General features: G+C 48.7%; 17 protein-coding genes. 4 read left to right on the top strand and 13 right to left on the bottom strand.

From position 1 onward, the window contains the following. Positions 1-14: 14 nt before the first annotated feature. The 10 genes from CWE22_RS10550 to CWE22_RS10505 form a co-directional block, all read right to left on the bottom strand. Positions 15-959: a porin gene (locus CWE22_RS10550; protein ID WP_169931447.1), complete on the bottom strand. Its 945-nt coding sequence runs from the start codon at positions 957-959 to the stop codon at positions 15-17. A gap of 165 nt (positions 960-1124) precedes the next feature. Then, positions 1125-2390 (bottom strand): tetratricopeptide repeat protein, encoded by a 1266-nt coding sequence (locus CWE22_RS10545; RefSeq protein WP_169931446.1) that lies wholly within the window; start codon positions 2388-2390, stop codon positions 1125-1127. 15 nt (positions 2391-2405) lie between these two features. Further along, positions 2406-3011, bottom strand: coding sequence for an energy transducer TonB (locus tag CWE22_RS10540; RefSeq protein ID WP_169931528.1), 606 nt, complete (start codon positions 3009-3011; stop codon positions 2406-2408). A 5-nt stretch (positions 3012-3016) separates the two neighbouring features. Continuing rightward, positions 3017-3424, bottom strand: a complete 408-nt coding sequence (locus tag CWE22_RS10535) for an ExbD/TolR family protein (RefSeq protein ID WP_169931445.1) — start codon at positions 3422-3424, stop codon at positions 3017-3019. A 27-nt stretch (positions 3425-3451) separates the two neighbouring features. Next, positions 3452-3970, bottom strand: a complete 519-nt coding sequence (locus CWE22_RS10530) for a MotA/TolQ/ExbB proton channel family protein (protein WP_169931444.1) — start codon at positions 3968-3970, stop codon at positions 3452-3454. 8 nt (positions 3971-3978) lie between these two features. Next, the gene (locus CWE22_RS10525) at positions 3979-5343 is read right to left on the bottom strand and encodes a MotA/TolQ/ExbB proton channel family protein (protein ID WP_420821053.1); all 1365 of its coding nucleotides are present in this window, start codon (positions 5341-5343) and stop codon (positions 3979-3981) included. Next, entirely contained in the window at positions 5343-6119 is a 777-nt protein-coding gene (locus tag CWE22_RS10520) for a DUF3450 domain-containing protein (protein ID WP_169931443.1), read from the bottom strand. Before CWE22_RS10520 ends, CWE22_RS10525 begins: the two co-directional genes overlap by 1 nt. A gap of 122 nt (positions 6120-6241) precedes the next feature. After that, positions 6242-7519, bottom strand: a complete 1278-nt coding sequence (locus CWE22_RS10515) for a mechanosensitive ion channel family protein (protein WP_169931442.1) — start codon at positions 7517-7519, stop codon at positions 6242-6244. Between the two features lie 119 nt (positions 7520-7638). Continuing rightward, positions 7639-10275, bottom strand: coding sequence for a TonB-dependent receptor domain-containing protein (locus tag CWE22_RS10510; protein WP_169931441.1), 2637 nt, complete (start codon positions 10273-10275; stop codon positions 7639-7641). 75 nt (positions 10276-10350) lie between these two features. After that, entirely contained in the window at positions 10351-11829 is a 1479-nt protein-coding gene (locus CWE22_RS10505) for a hypothetical protein (protein WP_169931440.1), read from the bottom strand. A 180-nt stretch (positions 11830-12009) separates the two neighbouring features. On the opposite strand from CWE22_RS10505, the gene CWE22_RS10500 reads away from it, so the two are divergent. Genes CWE22_RS10500 through CWE22_RS10490 form a run of 3 tightly spaced genes read left to right on the top strand, consistent with a single transcriptional unit; the run spans position 12010 to position 16413 of the window. Continuing rightward, positions 12010-13752 (top strand): sensor histidine kinase, encoded by a 1743-nt coding sequence (locus CWE22_RS10500; RefSeq protein ID WP_169931439.1) that lies wholly within the window; start codon positions 12010-12012, stop codon positions 13750-13752. 21 nt (positions 13753-13773) lie between these two features. Then, a complete protein-coding gene (rdgC, locus tag CWE22_RS10495) occupies positions 13774-14682 on the top strand; it encodes a recombination-associated protein RdgC (protein WP_169931438.1) in 909 nt (302 codons plus the stop codon). 36 nt (positions 14683-14718) lie between these two features. Beyond that, a complete protein-coding gene (locus CWE22_RS10490; RefSeq protein ID WP_169931437.1) occupies positions 14719-16413 on the top strand; it encodes a dipeptidyl-peptidase 3 family protein in 1695 nt (564 codons plus the stop codon). Here the strand turns inward: CWE22_RS10490 and CWE22_RS10485 are convergent. Beyond that, positions 16405-17127 carry a tRNA1(Val) (adenine(37)-N6)-methyltransferase gene (locus tag CWE22_RS10485; RefSeq protein ID WP_169931436.1) on the bottom strand — a complete coding sequence of 241 codons (723 nt, stop codon included), beginning with the start codon at positions 17125-17127 and terminating at the stop codon, positions 16405-16407. The genes CWE22_RS10490 and CWE22_RS10485 overlap by 9 nt on opposite strands. 57 nt (positions 17128-17184) lie before the next feature. On the opposite strand from CWE22_RS10485, the gene srmB reads away from it, so the two are divergent. Further along, on the top strand, positions 17185-18393 hold the full coding sequence (gene srmB / locus CWE22_RS10480) for an ATP-dependent RNA helicase SrmB (RefSeq protein ID WP_169931435.1): 1209 nt from the start codon (positions 17185-17187) through the stop codon (positions 18391-18393). Here srmB and CWE22_RS10475 read toward each other — a convergent pair. Together CWE22_RS10475 and thiI are read right to left on the bottom strand one after the other, a co-directional pair. After that, positions 18390-18761 carry a VanZ family protein gene (locus CWE22_RS10475; protein WP_169931434.1) on the bottom strand — a complete coding sequence of 124 codons (372 nt, stop codon included), beginning with the start codon at positions 18759-18761 and terminating at the stop codon, positions 18390-18392. The two genes, srmB and CWE22_RS10475, sit on opposite strands and share 4 nt — an antisense overlap. Positions 18762-18790: 29 nt before the next feature. Continuing rightward, positions 18791-20278 carry a tRNA uracil 4-sulfurtransferase ThiI gene (gene thiI, locus CWE22_RS10470; RefSeq protein WP_169931433.1) on the bottom strand — a complete coding sequence of 496 codons (1488 nt, stop codon included), beginning with the start codon at positions 20276-20278 and terminating at the stop codon, positions 18791-18793. Between the last annotated feature and the right edge of the window lie 84 nt (positions 20279-20362).

The following is a 20362-nucleotide window of genomic DNA, read 5'->3' as shown; positions in this document are numbered from 1 at the left end:
CCAGGTCAACGGCTTTAGAAACGGTGTTCAATTCCTACAGCAACATAACTCTGGTCAGCATTAATGGTCTCTAAGTCGCGACCAGTATACCAAGCAAAGACTTTGGTGTTACGCGTAAAACGATAATCAGCACCGAATGCGAGTGAATTATCACGCCCATTCTCAAAATCCATCATTTGATACTGAATTTTCGCAACGAACTTGCCAAATGGACGCTGTGCACTCACCACATAGCCATCGGCTTGCGCGGTACCATCGACTTGTTCCTGATCTTGCCACATCAGGCCGACCATGGTCTCTCCGACATTGGTATAACCGACTGCACGAATGATGTCGTAGCCTTCGACTTTCGAGTCCATACCGGCTGCTAAGTAATAACTGGTATCGTCTAAATCTTCGTCACCATAAGTCACGGCTATCGAAATACCATCGTCAATGGTGTCGTCTTCGCTGACAACGTAGCTCGCCGCAACAGCAAATTGATTCCACTTTGGCGAGTAGTACGACAACGTGTTCTTCGTGCGGTTTTCGCCCTCAAACAAGGCTTTAACGTCGGCCTCGTAGTCACTAAATTTGTCGATGTCGCCCTGCATTGTCTTTAACACGGTATCGCGACGACCAATGGTCACTTCACCAAAATTGCCACGCAAACCAACGAACTGATTACGCGAGCGAAGATTATCATCACCGCCCAAATCAGCAACATCGACTTGCCATTCAAGCTGATAAATCACTTCGAGCGAGTCGGTCAGTTGAGCCCCGCCTTTTACACCAATCCGAGATGCGTTGCTGACTACTTCGCCTTCGCTACCTGAACCGTTATCAGACTGCTGCAGCGAGATATTAATCCGACCATAAAAGTCAAAAGTGGGCTCTTCTGCTGCAGACACAGTAGTATGAGGCGCAGCTAACAGCAATGCACCAGCGATGAATAGGGTATTCTTTTGTGAGTTAATCATGTGCGCCATCCGATAATTATAGGCTGATCGGTACAAGCGTGCCTAACGACACGCTCATCTTGGTTGCACATGGTATGGCACTTTTATGACAGTTTCATGACTCTATGAATCTTTTTTGTCACTTACATTTCAGTTTTGCGTCACTTTCATTGCAAACTATTGATTTTACGATGAAGATTTACGCAACTGAATCAAGCGATCTTGTTGCTCTTTTTCTGAGCTCGTATACCGTTCCCATTGATTCGCCATACGGCGTACATCGTCAAATTGTTTGGCTTGCGCAAATGCCTGGAGTGCTTCGTTAAAGTTTTCTAAATTCAACTCCGCCATACCAATCACTAAATGCATATTGCCCGGTTGCTCCAAACCGCCTTTTTCTAACGCTTGACGAGCCGCACGAATAGCTTCTTGGTTGCGCTCGGCGTTAATCAGCACCTGGGCTCGTTGCGCATCCAGTTCACCATTGTCACTAAGCGCAGCCGCAGCTTCCAACGCAGCAACCGCTTTATCGGTCTCGCGAGCGGCAACCCAGCTTTGCGCCAACATTTTCAGATTGCGTAAATTACTCTCGATTTTGCCTTCTTCGAGCCCACGCTCGAGCACTTTACCTGCTTTATATGGGACATCGCTGAAAAAGTAGCTTTGCGCGAGGTTCATTAAGTCGCTACCTTTGGTCAGGAAGCCTTGTTGGTATGCGGCTTCCAACAATGCTAATTGCTTGGCTTCTTGACCGAGCTGTCCATACACACCCGCTAATTGCACCCAATACTCAGGCTTATTAAACGCTTTCACCATAGTGGCTAGCACATCGGCGACAGCTTCGGTATTACCCAACTCGAAATGGATTGCGCGTTGCAAGACGTACCAATTTTCATCACCGTAGTTACCCTCGGCTTCTACTTTCTCGATAGCAGCAGTAATCGGCGCTAATGCCTTGGTGTAGTCCTCTTGTTGATACAAAGCCTGCGCTTTTAAGACCAAGGCTTTGGTTTGCTCGGCATCACCGACCAGCGCTTGCCAACGATCTAAAAATGCTAGGGTATCGTCATAGCGTCCTTCGCCGAGCGCCAACTGCGCTAGGCTGAACAAAGTATTTTGTTGCAGTGACTCTGGAATCGGATCTTCATCCACTACTTTGCTGAAGTAGTGAATGGCACGCTCAATATTGTCTTGCCCGTAATACATGTAACCATAGAAGTTCCACAGCATGGCGCGCTCGTAGCTATTCATGCTGCTGATCTTACTCTCCACATTTTGCAATGCAGCGATACCTGCTTGAACGTCGCCGGCATCAGCTAACTCTTGCGCGCGCGCCAACTGGCTATACACTTGCTCACGCAAAGCTGGTGTGCGTTTGCGCTCTTGCGACTCAGCAACCTGCAACGACGTTGCAAATAACACCAATGCGATTAAAAATATGTGACGTTTCATGAGGCTATCCTCTGGTTAACCATCTATCTCGAAGGTAATACGGTTTTGCACACCTTCCACTTCCACAGCATCACCGTTGACGACGCGTGGCTTGTATTTGAACTTCAACACCGCATCCATTGCCGCTTGATCGAAGATACTCTCCGGCTCCGCTTCAACTACACGCGGGTCACGAACCGTGCCTTGGCGTGTGACTGTAAACTCGACCACTACATAACCTTCAATGCCACGCTGTAACGCGCGACGTGGATAAGCCGCTTGTACTTTAACGATCGGTAAATACTCACCATCACTGGTATCTAAGCCGAGGCCACCCGCCAAGTTGGTATCGGCTTGAACCGTGGCACTAAAGTCAAAGCCGGCGGCATCACTGGTTTCGGCTACCGTATCTGACTGCGGTTGCGGTAAATCAGGTGGCGGCTCTTCTGGCTCTGGCGGACGCTCGGGTTTGCGTTCCTTTTCCTGCACCACCTCTTCGGGCTTCACGCGCACGAAGTCGAGCACACTGCCACGGGGCGGGTCCGTCATGGCCCCTTCACCACCAGTGATCAGTGATTGCATTAGGTAAAACAATCCTAATGTAACGACTAGTGCGACGGCTAAAGCGGCAAAGAATCTCATCATAACTAGTCTTCTTGCGTTGCAATGGAGACGTCGAATACACCGGCTGCGCGGGCTGCATCCATGACTTTAATCAAGGTCTCAGTGGTCGCTTTCTTATCGGCTTGAATCACCACTGAACCTTGCGGGTTTTCCGCATACAAACGTTCAATATTGGCTTGTACTGCACGTGCATCGACTTGACGTTTGTTGATCCAAATTTCGCCGGTATCGCTGATCGCGACCAAGATATTGGCGCGGTCTTTCTGCACGGCGGTAGACGCTTCTGGACGGTTCACATCGATGCCCGCCTCTTTCACAAAGCTCGCGGTCACGATAAAGAAGATCAGCATGATAAAAACAACGTCCAACATGGGCGTCATATCAATCGCTGTTTCTTCTTCATCAATTAAATTCGCAAAATGCTGTTTCATCGGGTGAGACTCCTCATCCTTACCGAATTAGTGTTCGAGCAGTAAGCGTTCTTCGAGCTTCAATCGCTCGCGCTTCGCTGTACGTTGCAACCAGGTAGTCGCGAAAACTCCGGATAGCGCGCCGACCATGCCTGCCATGGTTGGAATCGTCGCTTTGGATACGCCTGCCGCCATCGACCGTGCGTTCCCAGTACCCGATACGGCCATCACGTCAAAAACTTCGATCATGCCAGTCACGGTACCCATCAAACCGAGCAATGGGCACAAGGCTACAAGTGCTTGCAAAATCGGTAGATTTCCACCTAGAGCAATAGCGGTACGGGAAATCATTGCCTGCCGTATTTGCTCTGCATTCCACGACGATTTATCGGCTCTTGCTTGCCAAGTGCTGCGGACATATTTAACCCGTTCGCGATGGCCTTTGACGTAGTAAAAGACGCGTTCCAGAATCATCAACCACATCACAAAAATCAGTACCCCGATGATCAGTAGTACCTGACCACCGGTTTCAATAAAGTCCTGAATAGCGCTGTAAAAGTCGATCATGAACACAATTAGTGCCCCCGCTCAGAACGCTCCGCAATAATGCCCGAAGCCTGCTCTTGCAATACATGCACAATGTTCTTGCTACGCGTGTTGAGTGTTGCGAACAACAGCGTCATCGGAATGGCAACTACCAAACCAAGGACCGTCGTGACCAAGGCTTGCGAAATACCGCCTGCCATCAGTTTCGGGTCGCCAGTACCAAACAACGTAATGGCTTGGAAGGTGTTGATCATGCCCGTTACTGTTCCCAGCAGACCCAGCAACGGTGCCACCACCGAGATGATCTTGATGAAGGTCAGATTGCGTGTGATCTTAGGCACTTCGCGCAAGATGGCTTCGCTGAGTTTCAATTCCAACGTCTCGGTATCTACTTGAGGATACTTGTCTTGTACCTGCATAACGCGACCCAACGGGTTATCATCACGAGCAGTCGTGTCTTTCAGCTGCTTGCGCACTTTGCCACCCATCAGAGTCAAGGTAACGAAACGCTCCAGCGCAATCAGTAAACCAATGAGGCCCAACGCCAAGATGACATAGCCGACGGTTCCGCCTTGGTCGACACGCTCACCTAAATCCGGCGCTTGTACGAGTAATCCAAGAATTGACCCGCCAGTCGGATCTAAACCAAACTTAACCATATCGGCAGACTCGGTCTGCACGGCTTCAGCAGTATCTAAGAAACGAGATGCTGGCTGACGAATTAATTCAGCAACGGTGTCAGTGCCTGGCACTAACTCCAGATAGCGGCCGTCAGCAACCATGTTAAAGGTGCCGATACGTACCACTTCTTTCTCTACTTTTTCGCCATTTGCCAAGGTGACTTGAGTGTTGAACTCACTAACCTTGCCCGACTCAGTCATCTCTTGCTGCAGTGCAAACCAAACGGACTCAATTTCTTCAATAGAGGCGAGCTTAGAGCTAGAACCCATCTTTTGTGCGAGTTCGCTGAGGTTTTCGCTACGACCGGGGAATTCCACAGAAACGTATGAATTTTGCAACTTGCCGCTGGTGTCACCTGCTACTTGCTGAAGCACACCAAAGAGTTCACGGAGCGAACCCATGCGCTGGGTCAACGCATCGGTTAAGTTGCCGAGTTCCACTTCATTTTGCTCGAATCGCGTTTCTAAACGCTCACTTAACTGCTCTAAACGATCGCGCTCAGCAATGGCTTCGCGCAGAATACGCTGTTGCTCATCGGCTTCGGCACGGAAGCGCGCTTCACGCTCTTTATTTTCTTCAGACTGTGCAAATTGACCTTGCTGTAATTGCCGCAACAACTCATCCAGATCGACCGGTTCTTGCGGTGCTGCGGATGCCGCTGACATCATGGCAACCGCGAAAGCAATAAGTAATGTTTGTAACCCTTTCATCATTATTCTCCCGCAGCTGAGTCAGCAGTAAAAATTGGCAACATAAGCAAGTCTGGTGCTAACTGCTTACGAGCGATTCGTAATGCTTCTTGCACGTCACGACCATAGCTATCATCAAGCGGCTGCCATTCACGTTGTTGTTGATTCCATACACCCATGGTTCCGCCATCACGCGTGCGGTAGATGAAAACGGTACGCCCCACACGCAAGAATTCGACATCTTGCTCTTGGCCATCGATATCCATAGCACCGTTGTACGCTTCAATGTTGCGGCCGTAATCGGCTTCAATTTGGTAGGCTTCCATCACGCGGCGGAATTTCTCAGATACATCCACATCAGCGCGATCCATCAAATCGCGAAGGGTCGCGACGCGGTCCTTACGTTCATTTGGTAGGAATGGGACATCCAGACGGACAAAGGCGTCTAGGCTCTCGATCATGCGTAACATCAATGGCGTGATTTGACGCTCAACCACGCTGACTTCGTCAATCGACGAATTTAATTCGGCTTTCTCGATTTCTTGATTGTCGAGTTGCTTCTGCAACTGCTGCGTGTAGACGTTGAGTCCATCAATTTGGCGTGAAATTTGTTTGTACTGTTGAATCCGCTCTTGGATGGAGTCAGCAATATCTTCCACTTTGAGTTGCGAACTTTTTGCAGATTGGTTGATGGTGCTAGCAGCATCCACAACCGGTTCGAGGGACTGAACTTGCGCGAATACTGTTGCTGTGGAAAACAGCGTCAGCATAAACGCAGAAGGAATAGACACAAGCCGCATGGCAACACCCTACATATCGTGATGAATGATGGAGTGCACAATACGGCAATTGTGTGACAGCTTGGTGACTGCTTTATTTCAGTTATGTGTCAATGTGACACTTTTATGCTGTTTTAATGTCTTTATGATTGTTTTTGTTCGGGTTTTTCGGTATCGCGCTGCCTACTAAAAGCCTCGCCTAAACTACGCATATCAACGCCGCTTGGATGCTGGAATACGCGCAAGCCGAACTCACTCACAATGGCATACAAATGGTCAAAAATGTCCGATTGAATTTGCTCATACTCGGTCCACTTGATGGTGTTGGTGAAACAATAAACCTCGAGTGGCAAGCCATCTGCGGTTGGATTTAACTGCCGCACCATCAACGTCATGTCTTGATGAATGTGCGGATGACTCTTCAGATACTCCAGAACATAAGCGCGAAACGTTCCAATGTTTGATATTCGGCGCGTATTAACCGGCTCTTTCCCAGCATCTTTGAGTTCTTGATTCCATGCATCAATCTCTTCTTGCTTGGTTTTCAAGTAATCTTGCAACAATCGAAACCTGCGCAGTTTGTCGCGTTCTTCGGTACTGAGAAAGTGAATCGATTGCTGGTCCAGAAACAAGCTCCGTTTAATCCGACGTCCACCCGATTCTTGCATGCCTCGCCAATTTTTGAACGGATCCGAAATAAAGCGTTTAGTTGGGATAAACGTAATGGTTTTATCCCAGTTTTGCACTTTAACTTGATGTAGGGCGATATCAATGACATCACCATCGGCATTGAGGTTCGGCATTTCGACCCAATCACCCACGCGGATAATATCATTCGATGAAATTTGCACGCTGGCAACCAAGGACAGCAATGTATCTTGAAATACCAGCATGACTACAGCGGCCATCGCACCCAAACCAGACAACAGAATAACCGGGGATTTGTCGATGAGAGCAGCGATGACTAATATTGCAGCAATCGCATAAATGCCGATCTTCACCACTTGGATGTAGCCTTTTATTGGCCGCAAATGGGAATCTTCTTCACGTTCATAAAAGGTGTTAATGACGGTCAAAACGCCACTAATAGAGCGAGCAACGGTGAGAATAATAAAAGCGATGGCGACGTTGTCGACCACAATCGCCAGAGTTTCCGGTAAATTCGGAACCTCAACAATCCAATGGGAAATGACCAGCGCCGGAACGACGTTGGCCAGCCGAGCAATGACATTGCGCTCGAATAACTGACGATCTTTGCCAACCGGAGTAAACGAGAGGACTCGAAGCGCACCACGCAGCAGTATCTTTTTGACAATAAAGTTGGCTACCCAAGCACCCACCAGGAGTAATGCCACATAAGCGAGCGTTTCCATGTCAGGCCGTTCGCTTAGCCAAGCTTGTACTTGCGCTATTGAATCCATGCTTTTCTCACCTGCTGTTACTGAGGTTGTTTCCTATAGACACGATAAACCAAGAGTCTCAAGGGCTCAACATGAAAAAGGGAGCCCTGCGGCTCCCTTTCAACTTGCTACACTTTTCATTAGAAGGCGTAACTGTATTCTACACTCACACCAGTGCCCACTGAACGCTCTTGAATGGTGATGCCATCTTGCACAATGGAGACATCGTCACCCAGTAAATTCTGAACTTTCAGCTTTACATTGGAGTTAAAGTCAGGATACCAAGTGTAGACCAAGTCCAAACTATGGAATGGCTGCTCGAACGCATCACCAATACCTAACTCACCTTGTTTCACACCGGCGAAGGCAATCCGCTCGCCCGCAACGTTGTAAATCAATGATGCACTGTGCTCACCATCCAAAGAGTCGTAACCAAACTGCAGGTTCGCAACATATTTAGAGTGACCCGTCATACGGCGGGTATTGTTAGTCAATTCAACGTTACCCGTATTGGCGATGCTGATTTCCGAATCCGATAACGTCAAGTTACCGCTTACGAACAAACCATCACGCAATCCAGTCAAGTCTTTCAAGAACTCAAATTCAACGCCGTAAACTTCACCGGCTTGACCGTTCAAGAAAGTGATAACGCGGTCTGAGTCGGTACCTTTAGCTTCAACCGCTTCAATCGGGTTTGCCAAATCTTTATAGAACAAACCAACCGAGTAGTTTTCGCCAGCTGGCAAGTACCATTCCCAACGCATATCAAAGTTATCAATATCAGTGGTCGACAAGTTACTGTTACCACGGACCTTGAAGTTAGTGATTGGGTCAACGAACAACACTTCAGTTAACTCACGCAGGTCTGGACGCACAACGGTGCTACCGTAACCAAAACGTAACTGCATTTCGTCGTTCAATTGATACGTCAACGCAATGCTACCGTAAATATCGTCCTCAATGCGGCCAGCTTCGGCAACATCACCAATCACCGTCATGTTACGAATGTCGAGCTGCGCCGCCACTTGCGTGTACTGCTCCCAACGCAAACCACCACTCACGCGCCAATCATTATTCAGATTGATGTCGAGCAATCCATAGCCTGCTTCAACCTGTTGTGCGGCAAGATAGTTAGGGTCAGTTGCTGTCGGTGCACCGAACAATTGAAAGCCGAAGTTTTCATCAATCAGGTTACTATCGCTGAACAGCTCGTTGTAGCCAACACCTTGTAACGCATCATTGGCGACCGTTTCGGCCGAAATGGCGAAGCGACGTGAGAATGATGAACGTGCCTTTTTCGACAATTGACCGCCACCTTTCACCAATACTTCTACCGCATCAAAATACAATGGCAGTTCAACATCCACTCGCCAATCTTGTGCGTCATCTTGCAGATCTTGGTACTGTAGCGTAGTTGCTGAACGCGTTTGTTGGAATGCTAGATCGCCAACACCATCGCCTAAGTCACGGTTGCTAATCTGTCGATAAAACACTTCGCCTGGCGCATAACGACTGGCTTCAGATTCCGCGTATTGCCAATCCACCGCGATATTCCACAATTCTGGGAAGAAATGCGAACCACGCACTTGGTTGGTCAATAACTCGCGCTCTTCGTAGCGAATATCCGTATCGAAGAATGACAAATTGCTTTCAGTAATCGAGTTTGCGGTTTCAACACCACCCTGTTCCACGCGATCTTGCGTGTTGCGCAGGAATATCGTTGAAGTTTCTACCTTGTGGTAGTCACCGTATTGCAAACCAAAATTTAGAATACCGCTGAGTTCAACCGTCTGTGCGGTGACTCGTGAGGCGCCATCTTGAATCACAACCGATTGCCCATCGGCGATACCGAGAACTTTTTCAGTTTCTTCGCTATTGGACCAACTGTTGTCATAGTCAACGCCAGCGAGGAAACCAAAAGTCCAATCGTCATAGATGTCGAAGCTATCGCCAAAACTGACTGAGCCTTTAATATCTGGGCTTAGGCTTTTGGTATAGACTTCATTCTGTGTATTCAAAGATGCTGCTAAATTGCGGTTAATTGCTTGGGCGTCAGCAATAGAAATACCCTCAACATTCGCAATATTCGCAGCGTTGATGTTTTCTTGGTAGCGGGCTAACGCTGAAGTCATCGCACCCGATAAAGCACGTGAACCGTCGTCGGTCCCCTTCCAGTCACTACCGCCGCCTGCATAGGTCAAGCCATCGTCACTAAAGTTAGAGTCCCAACCCGTACCAATCGACACTTCAAAAACTTGGTCGGTAGGAATAGAAACCGTGCGAATGTCGACGTTACCACCGCCAAAGTTTGCTGGCATATCTGGTGAGTACGACTTTTGCACAGACATACTTTCAATAATGCTCGCTGGGAACATATCGAGTGGAATGACGTTTCGAGTCGGATCAGGCGAAGGTACAGACGCACCGTTCAGTTGCGTACTGGAGTAACGTTCACCTAAACCACGAACATAAATAAATTTGCCATCGACCAACGTGAGGCCGGTAACACGGCGTAGTGCGGAAGCGGCATCACTGTCGCCAGTCCGCGAAATTTGTTCAGCACCCAGAATGTCGGCAACGAACGCTTGAGCTTTCCGTTCTTCGACAACTGCTGCGGCCGATCCTTGTAACCGCGTACCTGTTGTGACCACTTCTTCAATGGTTGCAGCGCTTGCGGCGTCTGTAGCTGCTTCTTGAGCAACCGCAAGCTGGGTAGAGAGTGCTATTGCAACAGCAATCCCAACCTTGCTTTTGGTTAAAACGGCATGCTTTTTCATGAGAGACTCCGTATGCGTAGACTAATCGTAATGATTCAAAGAGATTGCACATCCATGTGCAGAGTATTCCTTTGATTAGTCGCGCAGACCGACTGTCCAGCCGTTAGTCCAATCGTCGTCTTCACTTACTGCACCGATAAAATCAACATCATCAAAGAATGGGTCGATCGTGCTTAAATCAGATTTAGGTGTGACCGTTACTTCAGCGCCTGAAGCATCAGAAATAGTCGCTGCAGTGACATAACCTGAAGTCAATACAGTCGCCATTTCGTCTAAGGTCACGTTGGTTGTATAGCCTTGGAACCAATCTTGTGTTGGTTGGTCAGCGAAGTTTTCGCTACAGGCGATGATAGAGTTTTCAATTGACAAGTCACCGGCTTGTGCTGCTGCCAAGGTGGTTGCCTGGTCAATTTCCAAACACTCGCCGCGTGCATCAGTAATCAAGAAGTTATACAGAGCACCACGCGTACCTTCACGGAGTAACACACCTTCAGACTCGTCTGACCCGTCTGTTGCAGTCAATGAACCGATTGACGTGAAGTTCGCGATAATCGGATTCGAGAATGGCGTTGCGTCATTGTTACCGCTGTTACCATCTGCCTCAATAGCACGGTTTGCGCGGTCATCCGCATGCTTCACCAAGATGTACTGAATTTTACCTTGCCAACCGTCAGCCCAGTCTAACGAGTCATCGTCGTTACCAGTCAGGACTACGTTTTTCACGTTAGCAGCACCACCGAAGAACTCGATACCATCGTCCAAGTTGTTGTGAACTTGGATGTACTCAAGATTAGTACCCGAGCCTACTGCGTTGAACGTGATACCGTTCAACTCGTTATCTAAAGAAACTTCATAACCTGCGTATTTAACCAAAGCGTAGCGAATTGAACCTGAGCTATCTGTATTGTCGTCGCCGCCGTAGAAACCTGCGCCGCCTTCACCCTGAAGCACACAGTTCGCTAAATCGTTTTGATCACATTTGTTCGAAATACCGAAGCCGTTGATAACCAAGCCACCCCACAAACCGCGCGCATTCGGGTTAGTGATTTGGTTGTCGAGTTCTTGCACAGAAGTAAACGTGATTGGAGCATTACGGTTGCCGTTCGCTTCAATGTTCGCGCCACGCGCGATACGGACGAATGAGTCGCCATCTTCAAACGCGAGCGTTGCGCCAGCATCAATCGTTAATGTTGGACCTTCACGGTTCACATCAGCGGTTGCTTCAACGTTTTCGCCAATGTACAAACCATTTGGGAAAATGTGCGCGCCACCTGGTAATTCGACTAAGCGGATGTCCGTGACCACTGGGTCTTCTGGAGTAGAGAAGCTGCGTGGATAGACACAATCTGCACCAATCTTCTCACCTTGTACGCTAGTGCCATCAACTTCATAAGAAGCACAGTTGTTGGTTGCACCGCCGCCACCTGAGTTATTGGTTGAGTTATCGACTGAATTGTCGATAGACGTCGGAGTCAAGTTGATGTCGCCACCACAGCCAGCGAGGAATAATGCTGCGGTTACAGCGCTCAGAGCAAAAATATTCGTGCGTTTCATATCGGTCTCCGTTGAGAAAGTAAGACGTATGTCAAAAGTTACGCGGTGAACTTTAAGTGGGTAATGTGACAGCGGGGTGACACCGATATGAATGCTTTGTGACAACTCGAAACAATGAGTTGTTATTGCGGATTCGAGCTGAATCCAGTACCTTTTGCGCAAGCCTATTGCGAGATATTCATGACCACCACCAGTATTTCCAAATCACTACTGACCAGCGTTCTCTCTGTTTACTTCGTGTTGACAGTGCTGGTGACCGGTGTCCAAGTGGTTGGCGAATATTACGATACGCAAGATTTATTGGTTGAAGAATTACGTAACCAGCAGGCGACCTTCAGTAACTCTCTGGGGCGCTCGTTATGGGAATACAATTACCCACAAATTGATGCTATTGCGCAGGGACTCATAAGTATTCCTGCTATATCCGGTGTGGTGATTCGTGATGATACGGGTGCTGTGTTGGCAAATCTTGGCCGTACGGCGCCTTTGAGCATCCTGCCGCAAGAACCGATGGAAAGTTATACGCTTCCCGAGCGAGAAGGACTATTTGGTTACTTCTCGACCTTGGTGTTCGAATTCTCGGGCAACTCGACGCAAGTAGGCGATGTAACACTCTTCTCAACGAGGGATATTGCGATTGACCGAATCAAAGTGACGCTCTATTTCATTTTCGGTAGCGCGCTGGTGAAGAGTACTTTTCTGATTTTACTGTTTAGCCTGGCGTTTAACCGTATGCTGAACCGGCCGATGCTCGATTTAACCAACCAAATTCGTCAGTTTCGCCTCGAAGATTTACCGCGCTCAAAGATTCATTTGAAGAATCAACGGAATCGTGAGTTTACGATGATTGAGCAAGCCTATAATCAGTTGCTTGATAATTTGGCTGACTATCAAGCCGACCTGACCCGAACACAACAGCAGTTCGAGCAGGTCAATCGACAGTTAGATGATCAGAACGCCATACTTGAGCAGGAAGTTGCGCGCAAAACATCGAGTTTGAGTGGAGTATTGGTGGATTTGGAGCGACGCAAATCAGAGCTTGAAGCACGACAAGAAAAGCTCGAACGCGAAATTCGTCAACGCCAAGAAATTGAGCGCGACTTGCGTGAAACCAATACCCGCCTACAAAACTCATTATCGGCACTGGAACGTGCGCAAACGCAGTTGATTGAATCGGAGAAGATGGCTTCTCTCGGTGGTTTGGTTGCGGGTATCACGCATGATGTGAATACACCCATAGGTGTCAGTATTACTGCAGCAACTTTTATTCGTGACCGCATTAACCAGCTCCAACAATCCTTGAAAGATAAGAACCTAACGCAAGTGCAGCTCGCTGCTTTTCTTGAGGAGAGTGATGAGGGCTTAACGCTGCTTGAGAATAACCTGACTCGGGCATCTGATTTGATTGGCAGTTTTAAACAAGTTGCCGTCGATCAAACCTCTGAAGCGGTGCGTGAAATTAATCTGAAGAAATATCTTCAGGACGTCATTCAAGCACTCCAGCCTCATTTTAAAAACTCCAAGCATGCCATCCAGTTGGATATTGATTCCGCAATTACTATTCGTTGTCCTGCGGGCGCTATTGCACAGATTTTTACTAATTTAATTCAAAACTCTCTGATTCATGGTTTTGAGAATCAATCACACGGCGAAATCACCATTCAAGCGCGCCGTGATGGCGATAAGCTGCACTTTGATTACTCAGATAACGGCAAAGGCTTGACCCAAGAGCAACTCGATAAAATTTTTGACCCGTTCTTTACCACTCGACGCCAACAAGGTGGTACGGGATTAGGCACTCACATTGTGCGCAACTTAGTAACCCAAACACTCAACGGCGTCATTCATGCTGACGCGGCACCGGGCAAAGGACTCAAATACACGTTCGAAATGCCCATGCAATTCATCGACTCAACAAATTAACGAAGATAAATAAGGACTTTTATGTGGTTTCGTAATCTGCGTATCTACACCCTTGCAGACGATTTCGTCTTGCCAGAAAGCCTCGATACTGCGCTGGAAGCTGAACAATTCCAGCCCTGCGGTCGTCAAGAACTCGCTAGTTTTGGCTGGTCATCGCCATTTGGTGCAAGCAGTGAGCAATTAGTACTACGCATTGGTGATCATTCGCTGTTCTGTGCGCGCAAAGAAGAGCGCGTGTTACCTGCTGCCGTTATCAACGGTGAACTGGAGCAGCAATTGCAGATCATCGAAGCGGAGCAAGCTCGCAAAGTGGGCGCCAAAGAAAAGCAGACCATGAAAGAGGACATCATTCATCGGTTGATGCCGCAAGCATTTACGAAGTTTTCGAGTACCTGGGGTATGATTAACATGCAACATCGGGTGGTCATTGTGGACGCGAGTACCGCCGCTAAAGCAGAAAATTTCTTAGCCTTGTTACGCGGTTCGCTTGGCTCCCTACCAGTAAAACCGTGGCTTAGCAGTGATGCCGCAGAACTATTCTTTACCCAGTGGCTGCGGGACTCTCACATTCCGGGCGATTTCGAGTTTGGCGACGAACTGGAGCTCCGCGATACGATTGACGAAGGTGGAGTGGTGCGGGCGCGACAAATTGATCTCACCAGCACCGAAATCAAGAATCACCTCGAACATGGCAAGCAAGTCACCAAACTTGGCCTCATCTGGGCCGACCGCCTGAGCTTCGTCATGGAAGCTGACTGTTCGATTAAACGACTAAAGCCGACCGACCGTCTGACAGACGAACAAGAAAAGATTTCGAATATTTCGAGTGCTGAAAAAATCGATTCTGATTTTGCTCTGCTGTCCGGTGAACTCCATGAATTATTTCCTGCGCTGGTGAGTTTATTTCAGTCGCAAGAGGGTCTAGAGTAAGGACACTCCTTTTTTCATCTACGGAATGAGCCAGTCATGAAATTAAAAAATACCAAGAATCTACTCGCTCTCGCGGTACTCTCCGCTTTGACGGTCAGTGCCTGTAGCCAAGAGTCACAGCCACAATCAAACGCGACTGAATCAGTCACAGCTGAGAACACGACTTATCAGCTGTTACCTGAAGCTGCAGACCGTCTGGATATTTATACCAATGTCGATTTGACGGCTGACCTGAGCCATTTAAGCGACAATCAGCGAACCATGATTGGCTTATTAATAGATGCCTCTGAAATTATGGACCAATTGTTCTGGCGCCAAGCGTACCCGGGTGATCGCATGCAGTTGCTGGGGCAACTGGCGGATCCTAAGGTGCGTAAATTTGCCATCATCAACTATGGCCCGTGGGATCGACTCAATAGCAATACGCCGTTTTTAACCAACGTTGAGCCGAAGCCGGCTGGTGCTAATTATTACCCTACCGATATGTCCAAAGCGGAGTTCGAAGCTGCAGACTTTGCTGGCAAAGTTGATTTATATACCCTGGTGCGCCGCAATGATGAAGGCGAGCTTTATAGTATTCCATACAACGAAGCTTTTGCGCCTGAACTGCAGCGCGCTGCTGACTTACTCAGAGAAGCTGCCAACTACGCCGATCATAAAGGTTTTGCAGACTACTTACGGATGCGCGCAGATGCGTTGCTCAGTAATGAATATCAAGCTTCTGATTATGCGTGGATGGATTTAATTGATAACCCGATTGATGTGATTATTGGTCCAATTGAGACCTATGAAGATCAGTTATATGGCTATCGTGCAGGATTTGAATCGTACGTGCTGATCAAAGACATGGCCTGGAGTGAGCGCTTAGCCAAATACGCAGAATATCTGCCGGCGCTGCAACAAGGCTTGCCAGTTGACGAAGCCTATAAAGCAGAGGTGCCCGGATCGGGCGCTCAACTAAACGCTTATGATGTGGTTTATTACGCAGGCCACTCCAATGCCGGTAGCAAAACGATTGCGGTCAACCTGCCGAATGACGAGGAAGTGCAACTCGCAAAAGGCACGCGCCGCTCGCAATTGAAGAATGCCATGCGCGCTAAATTCGATGAAATTTTGGTGCCGATTGCGAATGAGTTAATCGTCCCTGAGCAGCGCCAGCACATCACATTTGACGCTTTCTTTGCGAACACGATGTTTCATGAAGTTGCGCACGGCTTAGGCATCAAGAACTTGGTGGGTAGCGAAGGGACTGTTCGCGAAGCACTGAAAGAGTTTGCTTCACCTTTGGAAGAAGGTAAGGCTGATATCCTCGGCCTGTACATGGTCACCCAGCTCCTTGAGCAAGGGGTTCTGGATGAAGGACAATTGGAAGACTATTACACCACTTTCTTAGCGGGCATTTTCCGCTCGGTGCGCTTTGGCGCCTCGAGCGCGCATGGTCGCGCGAATATGGTGCGATTCAATTACTTTGCCGAAGCAGGAGCCTTTACGCGCAATGACCAAGGGCAATATGCTGTCAATATGGACGCCATGCGCACAGCAATGAACGATCTTTCCGCTGATATTTTGACCCTTCAGGGTGACGGTAATTACGCAGGCGTCAGTGAATTGTTTGATACGCTGGGCAATGTCAATCCGCAGCTGCAAGCTGATTTAGATCGACTTTCAGCGGCTTCAATTCCAGTGGATATTACGTTCACGCAAGGTAAGAAAGTTCTCGGCTTAGAATAAGCTTGAGGAGGAATTTTGGTGCTCACCAGCGAGATAAAAGGCGTTGGTGAGTTGCCGAAACTCTCTCGTGTAATCACCGCCTGCGGTCCGAATCGACAACGACTCGTTGACGCACTCTACCGATGCCTTTGTCCATTCCAACAACACCAATTTTGCCGGCTTCCCAACGACCGTTGTGACCTCGCACCGGCGCAGCAATGACAGTTCGGCAGGCACCTCGAGCCGAGTTTCCATGTTGAGCGGCAGTACCCATGCAATCCGTCCTTGCGGACTCAGCCATGTGGCCATGCGCGCCAACCATGCGCTTAAGGGTTGCGAGCCTTGTCGCGCGATTCGGCGTTGCTCCTGTTGACTGGCTAATTGCTCGTTAAAATACGGTGGATTACTGACGATTAAGTCCATTGGTGTTTGCGGTTGCCAAACGAAGCAATCGGCTTGCGCGCATTGAATTTTAGCGGGCCACGGACTGGCGTCGATATTTTCTTGAGCTTGCTCAGCCGCCCCTGCCTCGATCTCGATTGCTTGGATTTTTGCCTGCGCCGAGGTCCGCTGTGCCATCATCAAAGCCAAGATGCCACAGCCTGTGCCAACATCCAGAATACAGCTATCGGTTGGCGCTACGGCTACCCAGGAGCCCAAAAGCAGACTGTCCGTGCTAACTTTCATCGCACAGCGATCATCTTTCAGGTAAAATTGCCGACATTGAAAGCTCATAATGAATCATTGCGCTCGGTCATCGTGATTGTGCGCACTAGTTTACAGGAAAATGTGATGACACCCGACTGGGATGATCTTGAATTAGATGAAGCGTTGATTGACGTTTTACTTGGCGCTGAAATCAATAAACCTGCAAAGGTTCAACAGGCGGTCATTCCTGAAGCTTTGGCGGGTCATGATTTACTCGTGAACTCACCAACAGGCACCGGTAAAACTCTGGCGTTCTTACTCCCGGCACTGCAACACCTGCTCGACTATCCACGCCGTCAGCCGGGCCCCGCCCGTGTGCTCATTTTGGCGCCGACTCGTGAACTCGCTCAACAAATTTGGGAACAAGCAGATGCGTTTGCCGAAACCACTGAGCTGAAATCAATACTCGTGACCGGTGGCGTCAATTACGGCAGTCAACATGAAACCCTGGAAGCGAGCCACGACATTTTGGTATCAACGCCCGGTCGCTTACTCGATTTAATCAGCGCCGACCGTTGCAACCTTGAAATGGTTGAATGTCTGATTATTGACGAAGCCGACCGCATGCTTGATATGGGCTTTGCCACCGCGGTGAAACAGCTAGTCAATGAAGCGCGTGGACTTAAGCAAACGCTGCTGTTTTCTGCCACCTTAGATTCACCCGGCGTGCGCTCCTTCTCTGCAGAACTGCAAAAAGAGCCGGTGACTTTAACGATTGAACCGTCTAAGCGTGAAAAAGGCAAAATATTGCAGCGCTGGTATCAAGCCGATACCTACGAGCATAAATTGCAATTGCTGATTCGTATTTTGCAAGATTTCCCGGGCCGTCGTGTTATTTTCGTACGCACCCGCGAGCGCGTTGATACGTTAGCAGGACAACTGCAAAGCGCAGGAATTCTCAACCTCACCTTACGGGGTGATATGCCACAAGATGAACGGCAAAAAATCATCGCGCGCATGGAAAAATTTGATAACAGCACCATGATTGCTACGGATGTCGCGGCACGTGGTCTGGATATTGATGATATTGAGGTCGTGATTAACTTCGATTTACCGAAACAGGCAGATGTGTATCTCCACCGTATTGGGCGCACAGCCCGTGCAGGTAAAACCGGAACGGCAATTAATATTGTGGAGGCGCATGACGCACAATTACTGAGTCGAATTGAGCGTTATCAGAAAGCCAAGATCGACCGCCGCGTCATTGCCGAGTTGAAACCACAATATAAATTCCCCGGTGCAGCAAAGAAGAAAAAAGCGAAAAAGTCCAAAGCAAAAGCGAAGAAACGTTAATCCGTTGCTTCGCTTTTGCGCTTAGCTTTATTTCGGTGATGACGCCACAGCGCCCATTTATAGTAGGTCGCAGCACCGGCGGCATCGGCCACTAAGTCCCAACCGCTCGATGACCGATACGGCATCAATCCTTGGATATACTCAATCGCTAGACCATAGCCAGTCAGAATCAAAACGGCAAGCCACCACGGAATGGGGAATGCGCGATGAAAGGTCCATGCCAAAATAAAGAATGCAACGAAGTGCACCACTTTATCCAAATGTTCAAAACGTGGTACTGCGTTTGCTTGGATTTGCGCCAAAAAAGCAACCGACAACCCGATCAACACTAAAACAAACAATAACCGAGCGAACCATCGCTTTGACATGACACCTTCCTTGCAGCGCACTGCACTCTCTATGAATGAAGCTGAACCTTCAAGACCGCAACGTTTGAGTAACCTTGCTCTTGCAAGTATAAAGCTTGTAACTGACTCATCACACCTTGCTCACAATACAGCAGATAGGTTTTTTGACTATCTAATTCAGCAAAGCGCCGCGCCAATTTAAAAAACGGTATATGTTGTACCGGAGCGCCTACCTGTTGCTCGTCTAATGGCTTCGCTTCTTGTTGGTCGGCACTGCGAATATCAATAACTTCAGCGTTTTGGGGCACTAAATCGACCGTCTCCACCGCACTTACTTGACTCGCTAATTGCTCACCGAGTGAGCTTACTTCAACCACATTGGCAGCCAATACTTGACGCTCAATTAAGCTGGTATCCAGTGTGGATTCCGCTTCCAACACCGCCTGCTTCGCGGCTTTCACATTTGGCTTCACGGATATGACACCACAATATTCTGGCATACTTCTGGCTAAATCCGCGGTACCAATTTGTTGCGCAATGTTAATAATCTCTTGTTTGTCCATAGTAATGAGCGGACGCAAGACTAACTTAGTCGTGGCCTCGTCAATCACGCTCAAGTTACTCAAGGTTTGACTCGATACTTGTCCCAGAGCCTCACCGGTCACCAATGCGGATACGTTTAACCGATCCGCAACGATCTCCGCTGCTCGGAGCATTTGGCGTTTCAACACCACGCCCATCAGCCCCGTCTCAACATGCTCTAAAATTTCTTCGACAATCGGCGCAAAGTCGATACTTACAAACTTAAGCGGATGCGATGCGGCATAGCGTTGCCACAGATAATGCGCAGTTTGGCGCACTCCAGTTTCATGTTGTGCACCACCCAAGTTGAAAAAGCAAAAATGAGTACGGGCACCACGTCGTAGCAGTTGAAAGCTTGCGACGCTGGAATCAAAGCCACCCGATAACAAGCTAACAACCGTCTCCTGGGTTGGAATGGGGAACCCGCCCAGTCCAGCTAACTTGTCGCCAAATACGCGTACTGTCTCACCGTCAATTTCAAGCCGAACATCGACCTCCGGCTGTTTCAAGTTCACTCGCGCACTCGGCGTCGCCGCCAACAAGCGAGAACCTACCTGTTTCGCTACATCTTGGGAGCTAAAGTCGTGTTCGCCTTTGCGATTCACGCGCACGGCAAACGACCGGTTGGCGATGCTGTGCCCCCAGGTTGCAACGGTTAAGTCAGCAATGGCCTCGAGGGACTCGAGCGGCTGCTCGAATGACTGACTAAACCAAGCAATACCGGGAACGTCGTGTAATACCTGAATCAGTTGCTTCTCGACACTCGCATACTGATCAGGGAGCACCGAATCAGTGGCCGTAATTTCAATGCGATCCCAACACCACTTTACTGTGACGGGCAGTTCTTGCTGACGCAAGATGCTTTTCAAATTATTGACTAAAACTTTACCGTAACGCTTACGAACGCCCTTACTTTTGATGGTGATCTCAGCGTGGAGGCGGATAATAAATTTCATGATAGTGAGGTACTCTTTCTCGCATTGATTCTGTTTCGCGCCCAAAAAGCCTTACAGCCGCGCAAAAGGGCGGTATTATAGCGG

It is taken from the genome of Pseudidiomarina aestuarii (assembly GCF_003987355.1).
Lineage (GTDB): Bacteria > Pseudomonadota > Gammaproteobacteria > Enterobacterales > Alteromonadaceae > Pseudidiomarina > Pseudidiomarina aestuarii.
This window is presented reverse-complemented; position numbering and strand designations above follow the sequence as displayed.